At 49.3% G+C, this 18,772-nt stretch carries 18 protein-coding genes; all 18 read right to left on the bottom strand.

The genetic code is table 11. From position 1 onward, the window contains the following. Positions 1-149: 149 nt before the first annotated feature. Positions 150-1,847: a type II secretion system ATPase GspE gene (gene gspE / locus JW883_15175; GenBank protein ID MBN1843606.1), complete on the bottom strand. Its 1,698-nt coding sequence runs from the start codon at positions 1,845-1,847 to the stop codon at positions 150-152. 284 nt (positions 1,848-2,131) lie between these two features. Next, entirely contained in the window at positions 2,132-4,366 is a 2,235-nt protein-coding gene (gene gspD, locus JW883_15170) for a type II secretion system secretin GspD (protein ID MBN1843605.1), read from the bottom strand. Next, positions 4,332-5,150 (bottom strand): tetratricopeptide repeat protein, encoded by an 819-nt coding sequence (locus JW883_15165; GenBank protein MBN1843604.1) that lies wholly within the window; start codon positions 5,148-5,150, stop codon positions 4,332-4,334. The genes gspD and JW883_15165 overlap by 35 nt, the downstream gene beginning before the upstream one ends. 169 nt (positions 5,151-5,319) lie before the next feature. After that, positions 5,320-6,936, bottom strand: coding sequence for an AAA family ATPase (locus JW883_15160; GenBank protein ID MBN1843603.1), 1,617 nt, complete (start codon positions 6,934-6,936; stop codon positions 5,320-5,322). 16 nt (positions 6,937-6,952) lie between these two features. Next, positions 6,953-7,807 (bottom strand): PDZ domain-containing protein, encoded by an 855-nt coding sequence (locus tag JW883_15155; GenBank protein MBN1843602.1) that lies wholly within the window; start codon positions 7,805-7,807, stop codon positions 6,953-6,955. 75 nt (positions 7,808-7,882) lie between these two features. Beyond that, entirely contained in the window at positions 7,883-8,767 is an 885-nt protein-coding gene (gspN, locus tag JW883_15150) for a type II secretion system protein GspN (GenBank protein MBN1843601.1), read from the bottom strand. Positions 8,768-8,770: 3 nt separating this feature from the next. Continuing rightward, the gene (locus tag JW883_15145; GenBank protein ID MBN1843600.1) at positions 8,771-9,307 is read right to left on the bottom strand and encodes a type II secretion system protein M; all 537 of its coding nucleotides are present in this window, start codon (positions 9,305-9,307) and stop codon (positions 8,771-8,773) included. After that, positions 9,304-10,833: a pilus assembly protein PilM gene (gene pilM / locus JW883_15140; GenBank protein MBN1843599.1), complete on the bottom strand. Its 1,530-nt coding sequence runs from the start codon at positions 10,831-10,833 to the stop codon at positions 9,304-9,306. The genes JW883_15145 and pilM overlap by 4 nt, the downstream gene beginning before the upstream one ends. Positions 10,834-10,856: 23 nt before the next feature. After that, a complete protein-coding gene (gspK, locus tag JW883_15135; protein MBN1843598.1) occupies positions 10,857-11,846 on the bottom strand; it encodes a type II secretion system minor pseudopilin GspK in 990 nt (329 codons plus the stop codon). Between the two features lie 2 nt (positions 11,847-11,848). After that, positions 11,849-12,583: a prepilin-type N-terminal cleavage/methylation domain-containing protein gene (locus tag JW883_15130; protein ID MBN1843597.1), complete on the bottom strand. Its 735-nt coding sequence runs from the start codon at positions 12,581-12,583 to the stop codon at positions 11,849-11,851. Next, positions 12,528-12,923: a prepilin-type N-terminal cleavage/methylation domain-containing protein gene (locus JW883_15125; GenBank protein MBN1843596.1), complete on the bottom strand. Its 396-nt coding sequence runs from the start codon at positions 12,921-12,923 to the stop codon at positions 12,528-12,530. The genes JW883_15130 and JW883_15125 overlap by 56 nt, the downstream gene beginning before the upstream one ends. Before the next feature lie 112 nt (positions 12,924-13,035). Further along, positions 13,036-13,578: a type II secretion system protein gene (locus JW883_15120; GenBank protein MBN1843595.1), complete on the bottom strand. Its 543-nt coding sequence runs from the start codon at positions 13,576-13,578 to the stop codon at positions 13,036-13,038. 10 nt (positions 13,579-13,588) lie between these two features. Then, positions 13,589-14,044 carry a type II secretion system major pseudopilin GspG gene (gene gspG, locus JW883_15115; GenBank protein MBN1843594.1) on the bottom strand — a complete coding sequence of 152 codons (456 nt, stop codon included), beginning with the start codon at positions 14,042-14,044 and terminating at the stop codon, positions 13,589-13,591. Positions 14,045-14,221: 177 nt separating this feature from the next. Then, a complete protein-coding gene (gene gspF / locus JW883_15110; GenBank protein MBN1843593.1) occupies positions 14,222-15,454 on the bottom strand; it encodes a type II secretion system inner membrane protein GspF in 1,233 nt (410 codons plus the stop codon). A 30-nt stretch (positions 15,455-15,484) separates the two neighbouring features. After that, positions 15,485-15,898, bottom strand: a complete 414-nt coding sequence (locus JW883_15105) for an HRDC domain-containing protein (GenBank protein MBN1843592.1) — start codon at positions 15,896-15,898, stop codon at positions 15,485-15,487. Next, complete coding sequence (locus tag JW883_15100) at positions 15,895-16,689, bottom strand: ribonuclease D (GenBank protein MBN1843591.1); 795 nt, start codon at positions 16,687-16,689, stop codon at positions 15,895-15,897. The genes JW883_15105 and JW883_15100 overlap by 4 nt, the downstream gene beginning before the upstream one ends. Continuing rightward, complete coding sequence (locus JW883_15095; GenBank protein MBN1843590.1) at positions 16,664-17,425, bottom strand: EI24 domain-containing protein; 762 nt, start codon at positions 17,423-17,425, stop codon at positions 16,664-16,666. The genes JW883_15100 and JW883_15095 overlap by 26 nt, the downstream gene beginning before the upstream one ends. Positions 17,426-17,560: 135 nt before the next feature. Continuing rightward, positions 17,561-18,463, bottom strand: coding sequence for a site-specific tyrosine recombinase XerD (xerD, locus tag JW883_15090; protein ID MBN1843589.1), 903 nt, complete (start codon positions 18,461-18,463; stop codon positions 17,561-17,563). Between the last annotated feature and the right edge of the window lie 309 nt (positions 18,464-18,772).

Here is an 18,772-nt window from a genome sequence, read left to right as displayed (position 1 = left end):
TTCAGGAGTCGAGGCGCACGCATGGCAAGGCGCGAGGAGGGCGAATAGCAAGCTATTTAACCGACGAGCAACGCAGCCAGGCGGGATAGACCTGCCTGGCGGCAGGCAGGTCGGCGCATCACAATGTGAAGTTATTTTTGAGCGAGCCCTTATTCCTGGGTCACCCTGAAGACCTCTTCGATCGTGGTTATGCCATCCAGGACCTTCTGTGCGCCATCTTGCCGAATGGTGATCATCCCCTTTTTCACAGCCTCACGTTTTATGGCATTGGCATCAGTTGTCTTCAGTATGAGATTCTTGAGATCGTCATCCATAACCATGAATTCAAAGATGCCTTTGCGTCCCAGATAGCCCGTGTTAAGACAAGAAGGGCATCCTCTGCCTTTGTATATCTTTTTTCCTTCCAGGGCTTCCGGCGATATGCCAATGCTTTGAAAGGATTCTCGGTCGGGTGTGTATGCCTCCTTACAGTCATTGCAAATGACCCGGACCAGTCGCTGGGCCAAAATAGCAATCACGGATGAGCTCACCAGAAAGGCTTCTGTTCCCATATCAATGAGGCGTGTCACGGCGCTGGCCGAATCGTTCGTATGAAGAGTGGAAAAGACCAGATGGCCGGTCAAAGCAGACTGAATGGCAATTTCTGCGGTTTCCAGGTCCCGGATTTCGCCCACGAGAATAACGTCCGGGTCCTGGCGCACAATGGATCGCAACCCCTTGGCAAACGTGAGATCGATTTTGGGATTTACCTGAATCTGGGCAATGCCGTCCATCTGGTATTCAATGGGATCTTCCACAGTGATGATATTTATCTGCGGGGTGTTGATCGAACTGAGGGCTCCGTACAGGGTCGTGGTTTTCCCGCTTCCGGTTGGTCCTGTGACCAATATGATGCCGTGGGGATTCCGGATGAGTTTATCAAATACTTTCAAGTTATTTTCAGGCATGCCAAGATCAGAGAGCTTTAGCAGGACAGTTGATTTATCCAATAATCGGAGGACGACCCTCTCCCCAAACGCCGTTGGGATGGTGGAAACGCGAATGTCCACATTCTTGTCAGCAATTTTGATGTCAATCCGGCCATCCTGGGGGAGCCGTTTTTCCGCAATGTTCAGTTTGGCCATGATCTTGACTCTGGATACCAGCGTTGACTGAATGTGTTTCGGTGGGGAGAGCTTGTCGTAGAGAATTCCGTCCACTCGATAGCGAATCTTGAGTTTATTCTGATACGGTTCAATGTGAATATCACTGGCACGGGCCTTCACGGCCTGTGAAAGCATAAGATTGACCAGTCTGATGATTGGCGCATCGCTTGTCTCATCCAGGAGATCACCGGTTTCTTCAATCTCAGACATGATCAGGTCGCTGTCTTCCTCGCCATGCATGCCTTCGATGACTTCTTCCGCAGAGTCCCTGGCCATGTCATAGGCAGTATTGATGGCCGAGATGATGGCCAAATGGGGAGCAAGCACAGTCTGCGCCCCGTTCCAACCCAGGGCAAGGCGCAAGTCGTCAAGAGGTTGGAAAGTCAAGGGATCATTCACAGCTACAAAAGCCTCTTCTCCCTTGACAAGGGGGATCATCTTGTATTTCTTTAGAAACTGAATCGGGACCTGTTGCGTGAAGTCGGTTTTCAGACCTTCAGTGGGGAGGCTCGGCCAGAAGGGGAGGCCAAACTGAATGGCGAGACCCTTTAATACATCGGCTTCTGAGACGGCCTTCCGATCGATTAAAATATAACCGATACGTCCGGCCTTTTCTTCCTGGATCTTGAGCGCCTCTGTGAGGGCTTCAACCGTCAGTCCGGAGATTTCGGTTAGTATTTCGCCAATTAATCTGTGAGTCATTTATGTACCCAAGATTGAGGAATTTTGGATAGAGGAATTCAGGAATTCTTTAATTCCCAAATTTGATGAAGTCGTAAAAAGTCGTCACTCCGGACTTCGACGAGCTCAGTCGAGTCGTGAAAACCTCCCGCGACTAGCGCGAGCACGGCGGGCCGGAGTCCATATTAGTTCCAACTACCTGATCCGCCTCGGGCGGACTGGATTCCGGCTTTCGTCGTTCGACCCTGAGGCTCTCGACGGGCCGGAATGACAAAAAATACATTTTTTGACTTTTTACGAGATCATCATTTCTCATTTCTCAATTCCGGTATTTCATACATTTTTATCACACCTGCTTCCACCTGTTCAATATCTTCCTTCTTCTTCTCATAGATCTTCTGGGCCTCTGCTGGGTTTTTAATGACGTGGGGTGTGAGAAAGATGAAAAGGTTCGTTTCGTCGGTACTACTCGTATAGGATTTGAAGAGCCAACCCAGCAGCGGGATATTGGCAAGGCAAGGGACCCCGGAAGTCCCTTTGTTAATTTCTTCTCCAACAAGCCCGCCAATTACTACGGTCTGTCTATCTTTCACGATCACCGTTGTGTTTGTTGATCGCTTCAGGGTTGTGGGTGTGGTCCCCGCCTCTTTCACTGTGGTATATTCCTGATTAATCTTAAGTCGAACAAACCCTCCCGGATTGATCTGAGGCGTAATCTTCAGTGTGGACCCCACGTCCTTGTATTCGTATACCGCGTATTGCTGCTCGGTGCCGGTGGACTCTTTGCTCAGGTATGGTACATTACTTCCCACCTTGATCTCAGCCTCTTCATTATCTGTGGTCAAGATCTGGGGTGTCTGAAGAATGTGGACGTCCGAATCGTCCTGGTAAGCCTGCACAACCGCCGCTATGGTGGGAAAAGTCACCCCGCCAATATCAATTCCAGTCTCGCCGAGGACGCCAAGTGAAAGCCCGACTGGAGCGGCAGCCGTTGCAATAAGGTTTCCAGAACCAGAGACTCCAAAACCTCCAATTTTCCTACCGTCATAAGTGCCGATATCGTCCGCAGCGCGCCACTCTACGCCGAGCGCAAACGCTCTCCTCGTGCTGACCTCCATGATCAGGGCTTCAATGTAGACCATGGACCGGGGAATATCAAGTTTCTTGATCACATCAACGAGGGCGAAGTAGTCTTGCTTGTTTGCCGTAATAACCAGGGAGTTGGTTGCTTTGTCGGCAACGATCTGGGCTTCCTTGGAGATCACGGGGGCCTTTCCCTTTGTGCCTGCTTTTGTATCCTTGGAAGGAAGGGCGGTCAAAACCTTGGCGAGTTCTTCGGCGTCGGCATGCTCAAGGTAATACACGCGAATGTTTCCGGCGCCGCGCGGCGTTTCCTGATCCAGCATCTTGATAAGCTGTTTGATCTTTATTGTGTCATGTTCACTGGCTGACAGGATCAAGGAGTTGGTCCGCTCGTCAGCCACCATCTTGATGGCAGGAGCCACTGCGGCTGCGCCTTTTTTCCTTGTGGCTGTAGTCCCGGTCTGGAAGATAGTGGTCAGGGGCTTTATCAGAACCGATGCTATGGCATGTTCAAGGGGAATTACCGATATCTCTTCACCAATGCCCACGACATCAATGGCGCTTATGATGCGCAGCAGGCGCTGAATATTGGAAAGGACATCTGTGACGATGAGCATGCCTGAGGGGGGGTATGAGACAATGACGCTGCTCTTGGATATCAGAGGCGCAAAGAGCTTCTTTAATTCATCAGGGTTGGCATAATCGAGACGAATCAGTTGTGTTATCACCTTGTCTTCAGGACTCGTGGCCTCTTCCCGCAACCGTGTTTCAATGCTTTTCCCCCGTGCCACAACTGATGGCACGATTTTGATAACGGCTCCCGCTTCAATAGTCGTAAAACCATGGACCTCCAGAACAGATTCAAAGACCCTATACGCTTCTTCCACTGAGATTTTTGTCGGGGATACAATAGTCACTTTGCCCTTGACCTTTTCGTCTATGACAAAGTTCTTGCCGGTCACCTCACTGATGAATTTTATGAAAAGGAGTATATCAACATTATCAAAATCGATTGTTACGGATCGCTTTTCAGGTTGGTCGTTCTTGACTGGAAGTCCCTTGGGCTGAGAGACCGGTCTTTCCTTTGCCCGAACCGGGGCTTCCAGTTCTTTTCTGACTGGGGGCTTAGGAGGTGGAGTGACCGGTTTTTCCTTTGCCTTGACGGGCGGTTCCGGCTTTTTTCTAACCGGAGGCTTCGTGGGTGGAGCAACCGGTTTTGCCTGCGCTTTGACGGGTAGTTCCGGTTTCTTCTCCACGATTGGAGGTGGAGCAATCGGCCTTTTCTCTTTGATAATCGGCGCCGGCTCGGCAGCCGGTTTTCCTGCAATCTCTTCTTCGGATACGCGAACTGCGCTTGCGCTTCCTGCACGTGTCAACAAATAAAGACTGACAAACACAAAGCAAATGGTGATGTGGACAAAGCTAAGACTTTTGTGCGCCCTTGACGATCTTTTCATATTCGATATGTCCACGCAAGTTCAGCAAATCTTCATCCGTCTCTGCCCATTTCCGGGCCGCTTCATCCACAGAAACCGCCTTTTTGAGGTAAAACAGGCTTCGCCCGACATCATTTTGCAGGGCATGAAGGCATGCAAGATTGTAATAAGGGTCTACATAGTTGGCGTCTATCCGTATAGCCTTTTCAAAGACTTTCCGGGCAGCGGCAATGTTTTTTTCCTTTATATAGATTGCTCCCAGATTGTTCAACGCAGAAACAAGATCAGGGGAACATTGTAAAGCGGCTTCGTACAGTTTTCTTGCTTCCTGGAGTCGCCCCTCTTTCTGAAGGGCCAAGGCTTGGCTATATAATGTGGCAGAATTATCGGGCCTTGGATCTCTTCTCAAGGCCTGAGGTGGTTTTTCTGCCTCCTTTATTACCCTCTTTTGGGCAGGCAAGGCCCTGTTCGTTGGTTTCTTTCTGACCTGAGGGCCTTGCGAGTTCAAAGAAGCTTCGTCTGAGGGCAATACGCGGGGCGTGTGATGGCTGAGAAGATCAGGGGGCTTTGCCGCGCTTTGATCAACAGCGAGTTTTTTCTCATTGCCCGAAGATAGCTGACCGACCGAATGTAACCACGTATAAGCTGAGAAGCCAATAGCAGCGAGAATGATGCAGGCTGAGACCAAGCGCTCTCGTATGAGGACATGACGGCCGTATCGATTCGACCAGATACTGCCGAACTTGCCGGCAAGAATGTCCTTATCCTTCTGGGCCTTTTTTAAGGCTTCATGGATGTAGCTCATAGAAGGTAGTAAGCGTGCTCAGTTGGTTTGCTTCATTGAGATATTTGTATCATAAACAATATCATGTATGTCAAGGAAAAAGTAACACTATATATTGTGCAAATTGCAGGGGTTACGCAAGCAAACATCTAGGCCCAGAGGACCAGTTCTTCCATGTTGGAACAAACCCCTAACCCGTCATCTGATACAATAACGCCCTCGTGGGGGTATCCACAATCCCGTCGGGCGTCAAGCCGAAATTGAGTTGGAATCTCATGACCTCCTCAGACGTCGTGGTGTTATAAACGCCTCTGGGTTCAACAGAATACCCAATCTGCTGAAGCATTTGTTGTACCTTCAGGACACCGAGACCAGTCATCCCCTCGGTCATCTTCCCACTCATGTGTTCATAGGGATATACCCAGGACATATCTCCGTCCCAATGGGCCAGGATAAAATCATCAGTAACCGGCCGCTCCTTGCCATCCGGGTCAAGAGCAATGGCTCCGCCGGTTGTCACCTCACGGATCAATAGATAACTGGCCTCATCTGCACCTTCCAGCCTTATCCGTATGCGAAAAGGCTTTAGAAACATGCGATAGAGTTCAGGATCACCCTCGAAGGAAAAAACCCCGGGGTACACTTCGCCCGTAGCATAACCGCTTTGGGCGTCCTGCACACTGAAAAGCCTGAAAAGCCGCGCAAGGCTGGTTCGCTCATCAAGAGTTAACTCGCCAGCCATTTTCCGGCTTTCTATTGGTTTTCTTACGAACGGTTTTTTTTGTATCAAAGGGGCTTCTTTAGACTCTGCGGGGCTGTGCACAAAGACCTTGCTTTGTACGGCAGCCACTTTTCCTATGGCTGAGAACAAGCCTGAAAGCTGCTCCCTGAAACCCCATCCCCCGAAGTTAGCTACGATGAACGCCATCAGCATAACTGCTGCTGCCGGGGCAAGCTTGCTTTGCAACAATGCAGCTCTTGTGTGATACTGTTTGAAATCGCCCCGGATATCGTCAATAGCCCTACGAATCGTTTTCTTTCCGATCGTAAATTCGTCTTTGCAGTACGCAATGAGAAGGGCACGATCGCAGGCCGCATTAATCCGTCTGGGATTTCCCTGAGAGTAAGCATATATTGCGCTGAAGGCTCCAGTTGTAAGCCTCACGTTGCCTCGACTGCCGGCAACGATCAGCCGATGTTCCACGTAATTCTGCACCGCGCCACGATCCAATGGCTTGAGCACGTATCGGACTGTGATGCGCTCGTTTAGTTGTCTGAGGGCCGGGGATGCCAGAAGGTTCATTAGTTCCGGCTGTCCCACGAGAACGATCTGGAGCAGTTTCTCCTTTTCAGTTTCCAGGTTGGACAACATCCTCAACTGCTCCAGAAGGAGTGGCGACAGATTTTGGGCTTCATCAACCACCAGAACCGCATTATGCCCCTGCCTGAAATTCTCCAAGAGGAACTCATTGAGGATGTCAGTCAGCTCCTTCTTGGTTTTTCTTGTGCTGCCTGTATCTATGCCGAACTCCTGGTTGATTGTTTCCAGGAGTTCAATCTCTGAAATAGACGTGTTAAACACCAGAGCAGTCTTTGTTGATGCATGCAACTGATTGAGCAGCGCCCGGCACAAGGTGGTCTTGCCCGTGCCGATGCCGCCGGAAATGACAATAAAGCCCTTTCTTTCGTTGATGCCGTAAAGCATGTGGTCCAGAGCCCGGGTGTGATGGTGACTCAGAAACAGATATCTTTGGTCCGGCGTCAGATTGAAAGGGTTTTCCTCAACACCGAAGTAGGCCGTATACATGAGATCCAATTCCTCCCTATTTGAATCTGTAAGTCAGACTTTTTTTCTGCCCTCTTCGCATAACCTCCAGAGATACGGAAGAACCTGATTTCAGGTCTTCGTAGAAGTCCATGATTTCGTCGGGACTCTCGATTTGCTCTCCATCGACACTCTGAATGATATCACCGTTTCTAAGACCCAGTTTCGTGAATATGGTATTGGGCTTCACCTGGCTCAACATCAGCCCGTCTGCCTTACCATTTTTGTAATGAGGTCGCACACGGACCTGGGAGAGGAGGTCGCCGATATTTTCAAGAGAATTCGCCACTGTTTCACGATCTAGGGTAATAGTCGAACCGGGCCCGGGTCTGGCACGAGCGGGCGTTGGTCTTGTTCTTGGTGTGGATGATGTGGACTTTTCTTCCATTGTCAGAATCTGATTCTTGTCACCAACCCGCAGGATGACCTTGCCCCTGAGGATCTTTGAGATTGTGGCATTTTGGATTGTATCGCCCTCCTTGTAAAGGGCTTGCGTTCTCTTGGCCTTTTCCTGGATAACGGCCACAGCGCTATCGTGGTCGCCGCTCACTGTGCCGAGGAGGGATATGTTCAAGGCCGTGGGTTCAAGATCTTCCATCTTGAGCTCTCCGAATTTGTCAACAGAATCCTCGACAACTCCGAACAGGTCTCTGTTGATAGCCGAGCTATAATGGTCAGAAGAGGGTCTTTTCCCCGGGCGTGTCGTCTTCTCGATATGTTCAGTCGTAACCCGCTCCACTTTTACCTCGGTGAATCTGGAACCTGCGAAAGTATAGAAAATGTCCACACCGCAGTAAATAACCACACTTAAGACCAAGAGATTAATAAGCGTATAGTAACGACTGAGCAACATAGATCCAACCCACCTAGTCTGAATTGGAAACTGACGCTAGTGCCCAGTGTCTTAAGATCCGTTTATGGATGGGCACTAGATAAAGTTGATACGCGGTTTGGCAATTGTTCCACGGATGCCTATGTTGAAAACTCCATCTTTTGAGCGCTGACCAAGGAGCTTTGCCAGATCAAAAAGCCCCCCGTTATTCCCAGAAACGTCGGTCACGGGCTTTACCGCCACCTTCAAGTTCAGGCTGCTCCTTGGGATAATAGTATTTAAATGTATGGTTCCCGATGCCGTGCCTTCCAGTTGCTTGCCCTTACAATCAAAATGGGCCACGGAAATCTTCTGATTTTCAAGGACCATCCGGATCTCCATGCGCTCGAAATCCATGGATTCCACACCCAGAAAGGGTTGGGAAAACTTAAGACTCCCATTTATGATTGACAGGTCCCCTTTGCCGGAACCTTGGAGCAAGCTTTCTCGGTTGCCTGCATAGGTTACCGTACCGCTCAAGACGCCGGTACACTCCCTTTTCAACCTTTCTTTCAGCAGCGGATATTGGCCAAGACGGATACCCGTCATCTCCATATCTGATTGAAAAGGCCCTCCTAAGGTGAACGTTTTGAATGCAATGACACCTCTAATCCTTCCCCCGTAGGTCCTACAGTCAAATCTCAGGGCCGGCCTTTTGAGGACCAGAATCCGCGTGCTAGGCCTTAACACAAAACTGTCTGCTTTGAAAAGGGAAATTCCTGGCTGATCCTTGCGACTCAAATCAGCCTTTTGCAGCTCCAGGCCAAAAGGGAGGACCGGTCGAACTCCGTTGATCTTCAAGGCGAAAGCAGGATCGACGTTGTACGCCGATCCTTCCAAGTACTGGCGAACCGCTTCGGAGGGAAAACAGAAAAAGAGAGAAAGGGCACTTACGATCGCAGCAAAAAGACCGTATCCGACCAATTTCCTGTATTTTCTCATTTTTCAAGCCAATTGAACGGTCGAAATCTGCAATGTCGCATCCACATGCCCGGACTTTTCTTTGTGTTTCTTAATAGAGATCCTCTTGATTTTTATGATGTTTTTGGGATCTTCGATCCGATAGAGATAGTCAAAAAGCTGACGCATGGTAATACTCTCAAACTGCATCTCAACAGATGAGATCTTGTACTTGCCTTTGGACTGAGACGTGGAGGGCTTAATATACTTAATGCGATCCTTGAGGCCCGCCTGGCTTGCCAGCTTCTCAAGGAGTGAAAAAAGCGTAAAGCCCTTTCCTCTTCCGGCAAGGGCTTTTCCCATGCCTCCGGAGCTTCCCTGAAGAGCCTTAAACTCAGAGCTCAGTAGCATGATCTCTTTCAAGCGCTGCTCATCGACTTTAATACTCCGGTGCAACTTCGACCTGCTTGAAAAGAAAGGAAAGACAAGAAAGTGCAACAACAGAAAGAGCCCCAGAAAACAGGCGCCTGCAGAAACGATAATCTTCTCACGCCGAGCGAGTTTGATGTTTATTTGTTTCATTTTTGTCCCATCACTAACTCAAACCTCACCCTGTTTCCACTGCGATCAAGCTGAGCAGACCCGATTGCCACATCCGTGAAGTAGTCAGACTCCTGCAATCCGTTTTTGACCTCGTCTACTGTATTAAATGTATCCGTATGACCCTTAAGACGGATTCGCTCTTCATCAATAACCAGACTGGAGACATCGACCTCTGCTGTCTTGGGAATACGCAATGCGATTTCTCTTAAGAGATCCGCGACCGCTCTCTGGACCAAAGACTCGGCTGGAAGCAGCATTGATTCCTTGGCTTCACGTATTTTCACCTTCATCTGGTGGACCGGGTCTACAATGCGTTTAACATCAGGGAAGGTATTCTTGAAGATGGAGCCAATTTCCTTTTGAAAATGGTCGTGACGTTTTTGCACAACATAATAGTCGGCAAAGATCTCGCCCCCAAGGGCCAAAAGGATGATCGCCGCATAAACGGCAATCCGCTTTATCTCACTTCTGAATTGGTCATATCTTCTCTTTTTTCTGAATTCACCGACCCTGAAGTTAAAACCGTCTTTGCCTTTTGTGTCTCGAAGAGCAAGGGCAAGCGCCCCGTTCATCAAGAGCGGACTCCAATTCTCCGAAGCGGTTCCTTCCATCTCCAGGCCCGTCTTTGCCGCCAGGTCAATCAGTTCTACCGGCAATTGAAGAAAACCATGCAGCATCGCTGCCATGCCCGGATACAATGCGCCGCCTCCGGTCAAGAAGATCTTTTCAGGGTAGGCCTCTTCCATTATCTCACACCGAAAGGCATGGAGGGTGTTTTGGATTTTTCGGCAAAAGGATTGAACCGGGGGCTTTACAACTTCATCGAAGATGTTGTTATCAGTTCCGCATTTTAGTTTTTCTGCCTCGTTGGCGCTGATTTTTCTTGATTTTGCAATCGCCTCCGTTATTGAGTGACCGCCAAAATGAAATGAGCGGACCAGGACAACAGCGCCCTTGACAAACAAAACGGCTGAGGTCACGGCCGAGCCAATATCAAGAAAGAGGGCATCTGGAGGGTCATGATCCTGTTTTGCATGTTGAAAGGCCGTTGGAACACCACTGATTTCCACCACCTCGGGATCAATGTTTCGGGCTGCAAGTGAAGCCAGATATTGTTCAAGCGCCTCCTGACGGACTGACGCGGACAGAACCCTGGTTTGGTCAGCATGCTCGGTCACCACATAATCAGTGGTCATTGCTTCCACTGAAAATGGAAGCATGGGTTCGAGTTCGTAGCCGATCGTCTGAGCGATCTTTTTTTTGTCCTTGAAGGGCATACTGAGGTTGCGAAATGACACATGCTCACCTGGAAATGATGTGACGCATCCTCCGCCGTCAAAAGAGATGGTCTCAAGAAGCGCATTGAGCCCCTCCTCAATCCCATCGTCTTCACTTATCTCAACACTAGCGCAGGCAGTGAGCTGATAGCCCCTCAGGCCTCCCTTGACCTGAACTGCCTTGATGGAAGAATACCCTATATCGAGTCCCAGGATTTTGTCAGGCATGATAGTCTCGCAAAAAGTCCGAATTACTCGATTTTCCAGGACAAGGTCCGAAAATCCTCTTTGTCTCCCCGTTTTAACGCAGTTGTGATCCGTTTTTTGGTATGCCCGAAACAGCCGTCAGCCGTGATTCGGAAATGATTGCTGGTTGTGGCAATAATCTCTTTTGGAATCTTTATGTCTTTTGGCACGCCGGCATCATGATACCATGTTGTTGACCTGAGCGCGTCCTCGTCCGCATTGTCCCTGTGGTCGACCATCAGCTCGGCCATGCCCATGTCCATGTCCTCGTGCAGGGACATGAGCACCATGGGCTCGGCTGTATTGATGTTGATTTTTCCATCCTCTCCAAAGACGGTTATATACGGCTTGATCCTCGAAAAGAGCTCCGGTGTAATCCCCTTTACAAGAAGGAGTTCTCCAGGAGAATCCAGGGGCCCGTTCTTGCAGTGATACGGTCTTTCCAATGATTGATAGTAATCGTCTTCCGCGCCGTAGAATCTCACCAGGTCGTCTTCTTGATCCGCTTGGTCTATCCAGTCCATGACGCTGTCCACAATAACATTGATACTCTCCTGATCAAGGCCAAATTCATCGAGTTTCAAGAACCTCTTGAAGACCTTTTCTAACTCATGGTTCTCCACCAACCTGTTAATCTGGATCTTGCCTGACAGATCTTCGATACTAACTAATTGCTTTTTTTCTTTTGTTTCAGACTGGTTACAGGAAAAGTGTGCTCGCAAGGCGCCGGAAACCCTGTCAAGACTATCCACAACAGCCCACTGGTCAAGCAACGTATCAACTTCTCGGGAATCTTCCATCAACAGGGCAAGACTGTAGGATATTCCTGATTTGGCAGCGTATAGGGCCTTGAGACCGTGTGCGATATTTCCGGTTGAGGCCACGTGCGTGCGCATGGTCCTGTTAAACTGGAGTGTCAGTGCAATAATCAGGCTCACGATCAGGATTGTCAGAATAAGCGCCACGCCCCGGCTGTTCAGCAGGGGGTTTTTCATGATTACTCCTTATTGTCCTTCGACTTGCTCGCCGGCAACACCACACTCGTGAAAAACTTCAGGGGAGTCTCAGGATTTGCAGGGTTGGCAAACTCAAGAGAGATGGAAACCCGATGCGGTATCCCATCTTCGGAGGACGGGTCCCAGCTGTCATACTCCTCTCCTTCAGCGTCATAATAGGTGAAATCGACTGACGACAGCCGTTCACACAGCGGGAGTCCGCCTTTACCTTCTTCCGGGGCGTCTTCCAACTGCAGCCTGTCGCTCCGATAAAGAACAAAGCCTTCTTCCTCGTCTTCATCCACGTAGTAGCTTATCTCAGCTATTCCACAACGCTGGTCCTCATCGCCAAACTCAATGTGTGCTCTGGACGAGAAACGTAATGCGTCGGCTTTCCTGCCGCTTATCTCCTCGTCTTCTCCTGTAAATTCAAACAATTGATCTTTATCTTCTGATTCTGATGTCTCAGCCTTCCCAGGCGGGCAGAGGGCGGATTCCAGATCTTCGACAATCCTTTCCAAAGCGATGCGGACCATTTGGTAGATCTCGGCCTGAGATTCGGTTTCATCTATTATGCGAAATGTTGCGGTATAAGAGGCGAATACCGTAGAAAGCACAGTTGCCAGGATGACAATAGCTATCAGAACCTCCAGAAGGGTAAAACCTCTGCGGCGCGATAACTTACTCTGCTTTTGGAGCAAACCGAAAGCAATCCAGACGATATTGATATCTGTCATTGTTAACCCAGCCGACAGTCAAGGCTATCTTCCTCACATGCTCAGATGCCTTTTCAAGGCCCTCTGAAGTAGTGTCACCCACCTCTGACTCCCAGCGATAGCCAGGGAAATCCTCTCCGAAATCACCTGCGTCGGAGGTCAGGTCGTCAAGATCTTGGGTTTCGAGTTCCGCCATTTTGCCCTGAGCCAGAAAGGCGGCCGTAGTGGCAAATTTGGCTTCACTGGCCAGAGACACGCTTTGGGACTGAGAACCAAGGGCAGCCACCAAGGCTATAGCTATGATGGCCACGGCAATCATCACTTCCAAGAGCGTGAATCCGCAGGATTTGTTATTTACCATTGTGCATTTATCATTCATCAATCATGAGAGCTTCGTAAAAAATCAAATCCAGTGTATGTGTCATTCTAATTAAACCAACAAACAAAAACAAACTTTAGTTCATTTTAGGCATTCACAAAACGCTTCCATCTTCCACATATTTGTCGTAGGTCTTTATTGTCCCCAGAAAAGGGCTCAAAACGACGGTGCTGGCTCTGCCGGCCTTGTCTCCCAGGTGGATCATTGCCGGTTCGACGTATCCCTTTCTGTTGAAGTGGATGACCGTGTCACCCACGTCCTTTTTGCCGGCGCCTCTGTAGCAAACATCAAGGATACGAATGCTTCCCGGCAACCTGGAAGCATTCTGGCGAGCCTCTGCCCGTTCTTCGATGGTCATTGAATCCTGCTCTTCCCAGAATCGACTCGATTCGATGTCAAAATGAAGCTTACAAGTCCTTTGTTCTCGAATCGCTTTGTCCCTCAATGTCCTCACTGCGCCGACAATGCGACGGGTGGCGGCCTTCAAGTCATCTGACAACAGGGCATATTGTACTCGCGGCACGGCCAGCGCAAGCATAATGCCAATCAAAAAGACAACTACAGTCAGTTCAATGAGGGTGTAAGCTCTGGTCTTGCGGAGCATGCGGCGAAGGGTCCCATTGGAATGGCATTCCATTAGACGGAGACTATTCCTCCAGTTCCCAGTTGTTAATATCCGCATTTTCGTCTTCACCGCCAGGTTGTCCGTCTTTGCCGTATGAGATAAGGTCAAAGTCGCCGTTGACGCCGGGTGAGAGATACACGAACTCGTTACCCCAGGGGTCCTTCGGCACCTTGCCCTTTTCCAGGTAACCTCCCTTGCGCCAGTGCTTGGCGAGTTCTCCGACCTCGGGGCCTTCCACCAGGGCGTGAAGACCTTGCTCGGTGGTAGGATAAGATCCATTGTCAAGCTTGTATAGCTTGAGCGCTGTTTCGATGCTTTCCATCTGGACTCGCGCCTTCATGCGTCTGGCTTCTTCAGGCCTTCCCATGATCCTCGGGATGATGAGGCCCGCCAGAATACCCAGGATTACGATGACCACCATGAGCTCGATCAGCGTAAAACCTGGATGAAATTTTGGACGCTTTGTCCAAAATTTCATAAATCGCGGCTTTGCCGCTCTAAAGAACAAGGTTTTCCCTTTCATAGCATTACCAACTCCTTTTCTGGTTAAAGTGGTCCGCCTGAGGCGGATTGCCATGCCGTCTGTTTGCGGACTTCTTGCGAGTCCGTCAAAGTGGCGTAGCCACGTTATATAAGATAGCTTCACAAAGGGAAGCTATCTTATCATCTGGTTCATTTCAAAAATCGGAAGCAGTATGGAAATCACGATAAACCCGACTACGAGTCCCATTGTCAGGATCATGACAGGTTCCAGCATGGAAGTCATAGCCATGATTTGAGATTCCACATCTTTTTCATATGTGTCGGCGATTTTTTGCAGCATCGCCTCAAGTTCTCCACTCTGCTCGCCCACTGATATCATCTGCACGGCAATAGGAGGAAACCACTGGCTTCGCCTGAGGGGCATAGCCAAGCTCTTTCCTGACTCAATTTCTTCGGTAGCGTTATCGATGTCTTCAGCAATCAATATGTTATTGACTATGTTTTTGACGATATCAAGGGCAGTAAGAAGAGGAACGCCGCTTTCGAGCAATGTCCCAAGGGTCCGGGCAAATCGGGCCAGAGCGATCTTTTGGTTGACGTTTCCAAGAACAGGAATTTTGAGCTTGATCTTGTCCAGAACATAGCGACCCCTTGATGTCTTAATGAGCTGTTTGACCGCAATAACAGCGCCCACCCCGGCCAACACGACAGCCCACCAGAACGACTTGAGAAAGGAGCTGAGGCAGATCAGCGCTACGGTAGGCAGCGGCAGGGTGTGATGCATCTCACTGAAGACTTGAGTGATATTCGGCACAATAAAGGTAATCAGAAAAAACAGGACAAGGCTTCCGATAAGACACATAAAGACGGGGTAAGCCAAAGCGGCCTTGAAACGCCCTCTCAGCGTCTCTTGACGTTCGCCATATTCTGCCAGGCGAGCCAGCACCACGTCAAGGGATCCAGAAGCCTCCCCGGCCCGGACCATATTCACATAGATGTTTGAAAACAACCTGGGATGTTGAGAGATAGAAAATGCAAGGCTGTTTCCTTCGTTGACGGATTCCTTGATTTGGGCCAGGTTTTTTTTCAGCAACGGGTTTACAATCTGGGATAATAAGGCATCCAGGGCTCCCACCAGGGGAACGCCGGCCGCCAGGAGTATGGAAAGTTGTCTCGTCATGACAGAGACTTCCCCCGCTTTGACCCTTTTGAAGACTCCGGAGACTGAAACCGGACCGGAGGAAAGACCCGTGGGCACGGAAGCCGAGGCAGACTCTTTCACCTCCACAGGAAACATTCCCGAACCTCTGAGCTTCTGGCGAGCGGCCACTGGGCTATCGGCATCTATGATGCCGTTCGAGCTTTTACCGGACGTGTCAAGGGCTGTATATTCGTAAACAGGCATGTCGTATGTTAACAATAGCAGTAGCCTGTGTCAACTCTGCGTGGCAGCGCGGAGCACCTGGACGATCTCTTGTCCCAATGTCTCCCTTTGCCATACTTTCATGCCAGGTATTGCCTTCAGGCCATCTGTGTCCTTTGGGTTGCCTTCCGCGAGCGCATCAAGCAACAGATTGTTGCAAACCAGACCTGATTCCATTTCGAGTTCTCTTGCCTTTTTGTCGCGCCAGTTTTTCAGACGCTTTAAGCGGGCTTGTTTTTCTGGATTGCGAGGAGGACGTGGGGGTCTGGGATAAGATGGCAAGCGGTCCTCAGACATTGCAAGACCACTCTTGATGGCCCCTAACACGCCTTTTGCATAGCGTCTCATGAAATCGGCCGGGAGCCCAGGTGTCTTCATTAAGGCTGAATACTCAGTGGGTTTTGTCTTGACCAGTTCATTTATCACTTGATTCCCAAATAGTTTGAAGGGCGGCCTGTTTGTTGCATGGCCTTGCCTTCACGGAAGACTAGCACTCCTTCAAGGATGGCCAGATCCCTCTGCGTCATCTTGCCTGCTCCTTTGAACCGTTTAAACAGTGGCGTTTCCCTCAACTGACGAGGCGAGGAAGAACAAGTTTGTTCATTGGCCGGCCCGAAAGCCGAGTTAGCCTTGACACCCATGGCACATTGAAGTGAGAGAAGTTTACCTTCTTCTATCACCCAACTTAGTCTTCCTTTGGATTTCAATTCCAGTTCTAATTCGCGATAAAGCCTAATGAGGTGCGCTGTGTCATGGGCTGCATAGAGAAGCATGTCTTGGCTCAGTGGTCTTTTTGACCAGTTGGCCCGTTGATACTTTTTGATTAAATGGATACCAAAACGCTTGTTGAGTACAGCGGCAAGGCCTACCTCCTTTTCTCCTATGAATTGTGAGGCCACCATGGTGTCAAAGACATTGTTTACTTTGATGGCAAAATCGCGGAAAATGGAACGTAGATCGTAATCAGCGCCGTGTAATATTTTTTTTATTCCGTCCGTGGTAAAGAGAGGTTGCAAGACATCCATGGTTTGTATCGCAAGGGGGTCGATCACAAAGGTGTAATGATCCGTAGATATCTGGATAAGGCACACCTTTGGAAAATAGTGATGTAATGAATCTGCCTCAATATCGACGGCCAAAACCTCTTCTCCGGCCAGTTGTTTGCTGAGGGAACTTAGATCAGATAAGGTTTCAATCAATCGGAATTCCGGAACCACTGGTTCCCCCTTTCATCTTATCAAAATAGAGTTTTGTTCCACTCAGAATCGCAAATGGAAGGATCATCAGCCCCAGCAAAGGGATTAGAAGGGGACACCCAAACCCAAACAAGAAAAACTTATGGCGCCACACTGCTCTTATCCGGTCTTTGAGGAGAGGTTGGTCTCTTGAAAGGGAAAAATCCACATAATCCCATGCAATAAAAACCGCGGCAACGACAAAGCCCAAGAAAGCGCCAATTACGGGGATGAATAAAAGAGGCAAAGGGATGGCCAACATAAGTACAGCTTTCTTGAGTTCTTCTTTCACTATTGCAAACATTCCCCTTGAAGAAGATGGTGCTTGCCCTTCAGGGGCATGTTGGCAGCAGGTCTGCTCGTACTTCGCACTAATATGGTCGTAAACCGGCGAGGCCAGGATGTTGGAGAATATGATGAAGGTGTAAAACATGAGAACCAGGACAAGAACGTAAAGAAAAAACTTGACGATGTGCATATAGGCCCAGTAAAGCCACCCAATATACTTGGACTGCTCGCCCGCTTCAATATGCCAGGCGAGGTGTAACAGATCGTCAGCATAGAGTGTAAAGATGTAGAAGCCTAGGACATACAGGGTTAAAGTCATGAGAAAAGGGAACGTACAAAGACCCAGAAAGGAGAGGTTCCGCAAGGCAAACCGAATTCCCCTTACATGAAAGCCAAAGCCTTCAGAGATCTGCCTAACTGATTCGAACATAAGATAAAATCGCTCCGCGATTTTATGAAACGCGGCTTTGCCACTCAATAGAACAGTTTTGTAGCAAATCAAGAAACAAATAATTTATGCTATCACGTCAACTCGACTTTGCCAACGTAGTTAAGTGGGTACCTCCTACCCTCTGGGATGATACTGGGTGTGTACGGCCTTCAGCTTTTCCACTGCCACGTGTGTGTAAATTTGAGTCGTACTGATGTCCACATGACCGAGCATGACCTGGACAGATCTTAGATCAGCCCCTCGTTCCAAGAGGTGACTTGCAAAGGAATGGCGAAGCGTATGGGGGGTGATATTGGCGGAGATTCCCGCCTTGCGGGCAGTTTGTTTGAGGATCTTCCAGAAGCCCTGGCGGGTCAAAGGCCTTGCTGAGCGCGTTACAAAAAGAAAGGGGCTTGTCCTTCCCTTTAAAAGGGCAGTGCGCGCTGATGTGAGGTACAGGTCAAGTTTTTCCCTTGCTGCTTGCCCAAAGGGCACTACCCGTTCTTTTGACCCTTTGCCCAGGACCCGAACAAAGCAGGCTTCCAGATTAACATCGATAACGCCGACCGTAACCAACTCAGAGACCCTGAGACCTGCCGCATAAAGGAGTTCCAGCATGGCCGCATCGCGTAAACCCAAAGGCCTTGAAGGATCAGGGGCATCCACAAGCCGTGTCACGTCCTCTATCCTCAATACTTCAGGGAGTTTTCGGCCTGCCTTTGGAAGATCCACCATTTTTGCGGGGTTGGATTCCAGTATTTTTTCCAGGACCAGGAACCGGTAAAACCCTCGAATAGTAACCAGGTGTCTTGCGCGGCTCCTGGAGGCAAGACCCATATCCCTCAATGCGATTAGGTGCCTTAGGACAAGGGCTGTATCAGAATCGGAAATACGGCTAACGCCATTTGCCCTGAGAAAATCGAGATAAAGGGCCAAATCTGCAGTGTAAGAGGCAATCGTATTGTTGGAAAGCCCCTTTTCCACTACCGCATAGTCAATATACAGATCTGCCAATTCGTCCAGGGAGATGTTGGTCATTGGTCAATGATGAGTAAAGAACCCACGCCCAGAGGACGTGGCCTTGATTTGCGCCCTTGAAGGGGGCCGGGCGTTCGCAAGCTCATGAATGCCTAAAATGCCTTGTGGTTCGCTTTTGGCGGGTCAATTTCGATAAACGAGTCTTATCCGCTCATGGCTTGTGGAGTATAAGACAGACGCACCGCATCTCAGCACGAGATTTCTAAGATGGCAACATTCATTAATTTTAGTTGTTCCGGTAAAAGTCAAGAGTTTTTTTACAAATATTTGCGGGTACGTTATGCCGCAAATGTTCTCGAGTCGTTCTTT

The sequence above is a fragment of the Deltaproteobacteria bacterium genome (genome assembly GCA_016930875.1).
Taxonomy (GTDB): Bacteria; Desulfobacterota; Desulfobacteria; order Desulfobacterales.
The sequence above is the reverse complement of the archived record's forward strand: the minus strand, read 5'-3'. Positions and strand labels throughout refer to the sequence as shown.

Excerpts from the sequence above, each read along its gene's own strand:
- xerD (MBN1843589.1), bottom strand. The coding sequence starts at position 18,463 with ATGACCAACATCTCCCTGGACGAATTGGCAGATCTGTATATTGACTAT.
- JW883_15125 (MBN1843596.1), bottom strand. The coding sequence starts at position 12,923 with ATGGTAAATAACAAATCCTGCGGATTCACGCTCTTGGAAGTGATGATT.
- JW883_15120 (MBN1843595.1), bottom strand. The coding sequence starts at position 13,578 with ATGGAATGCCATTCCAATGGGACCCTTCGCCGCATGCTCCGCAAGACC.
- gspF (MBN1843593.1), bottom strand. The coding sequence starts at position 15,454 with ATGCCTGTTTACGAATATACAGCCCTTGACACGTCCGGTAAAAGCTCG.
- JW883_15145 (MBN1843600.1), bottom strand. The coding sequence starts at position 9,307 with ATGAAACAAATAAACATCAAACTCGCTCGGCGTGAGAAGATTATCGTT.
- gspE (MBN1843606.1), bottom strand. The coding sequence starts at position 1,847 with ATGACTCACAGATTAATTGGCGAAATACTAACCGAAATCTCCGGACTG.
- JW883_15165 (MBN1843604.1), bottom strand. The coding sequence starts at position 5,150 with ATGAGCTACATCCATGAAGCCTTAAAAAAGGCCCAGAAGGATAAGGAC.
- JW883_15130 (MBN1843597.1), bottom strand. The coding sequence starts at position 12,583 with ATGACAGATATCAATATCGTCTGGATTGCTTTCGGTTTGCTCCAAAAG.
- JW883_15155 (MBN1843602.1), bottom strand. The coding sequence starts at position 7,807 with ATGTTGCTCAGTCGTTACTATACGCTTATTAATCTCTTGGTCTTAAGT.
- gspG (MBN1843594.1), bottom strand. The coding sequence starts at position 14,044 with ATGAAATTTTGGACAAAGCGTCCAAAATTTCATCCAGGTTTTACGCTG.
- gspK (MBN1843598.1), bottom strand. The coding sequence starts at position 11,846 with ATGAAAAACCCCCTGCTGAACAGCCGGGGCGTGGCGCTTATTCTGACA.
- gspD (MBN1843605.1), bottom strand. The coding sequence starts at position 4,366 with ATGAAAAGATCGTCAAGGGCGCACAAAAGTCTTAGCTTTGTCCACATC.
- pilM (MBN1843599.1), bottom strand. The coding sequence starts at position 10,833 with ATGCCTGACAAAATCCTGGGACTCGATATAGGGTATTCTTCCATCAAG.
- gspN (MBN1843601.1), bottom strand. The coding sequence starts at position 8,767 with ATGAGAAAATACAGGAAATTGGTCGGATACGGTCTTTTTGCTGCGATC.
- JW883_15095 (MBN1843590.1), bottom strand. The coding sequence starts at position 17,425 with ATGTTCGAATCAGTTAGGCAGATCTCTGAAGGCTTTGGCTTTCATGTA.
- JW883_15160 (MBN1843603.1), bottom strand. The coding sequence starts at position 6,936 with ATGTATACGGCCTACTTCGGTGTTGAGGAAAACCCTTTCAATCTGACG.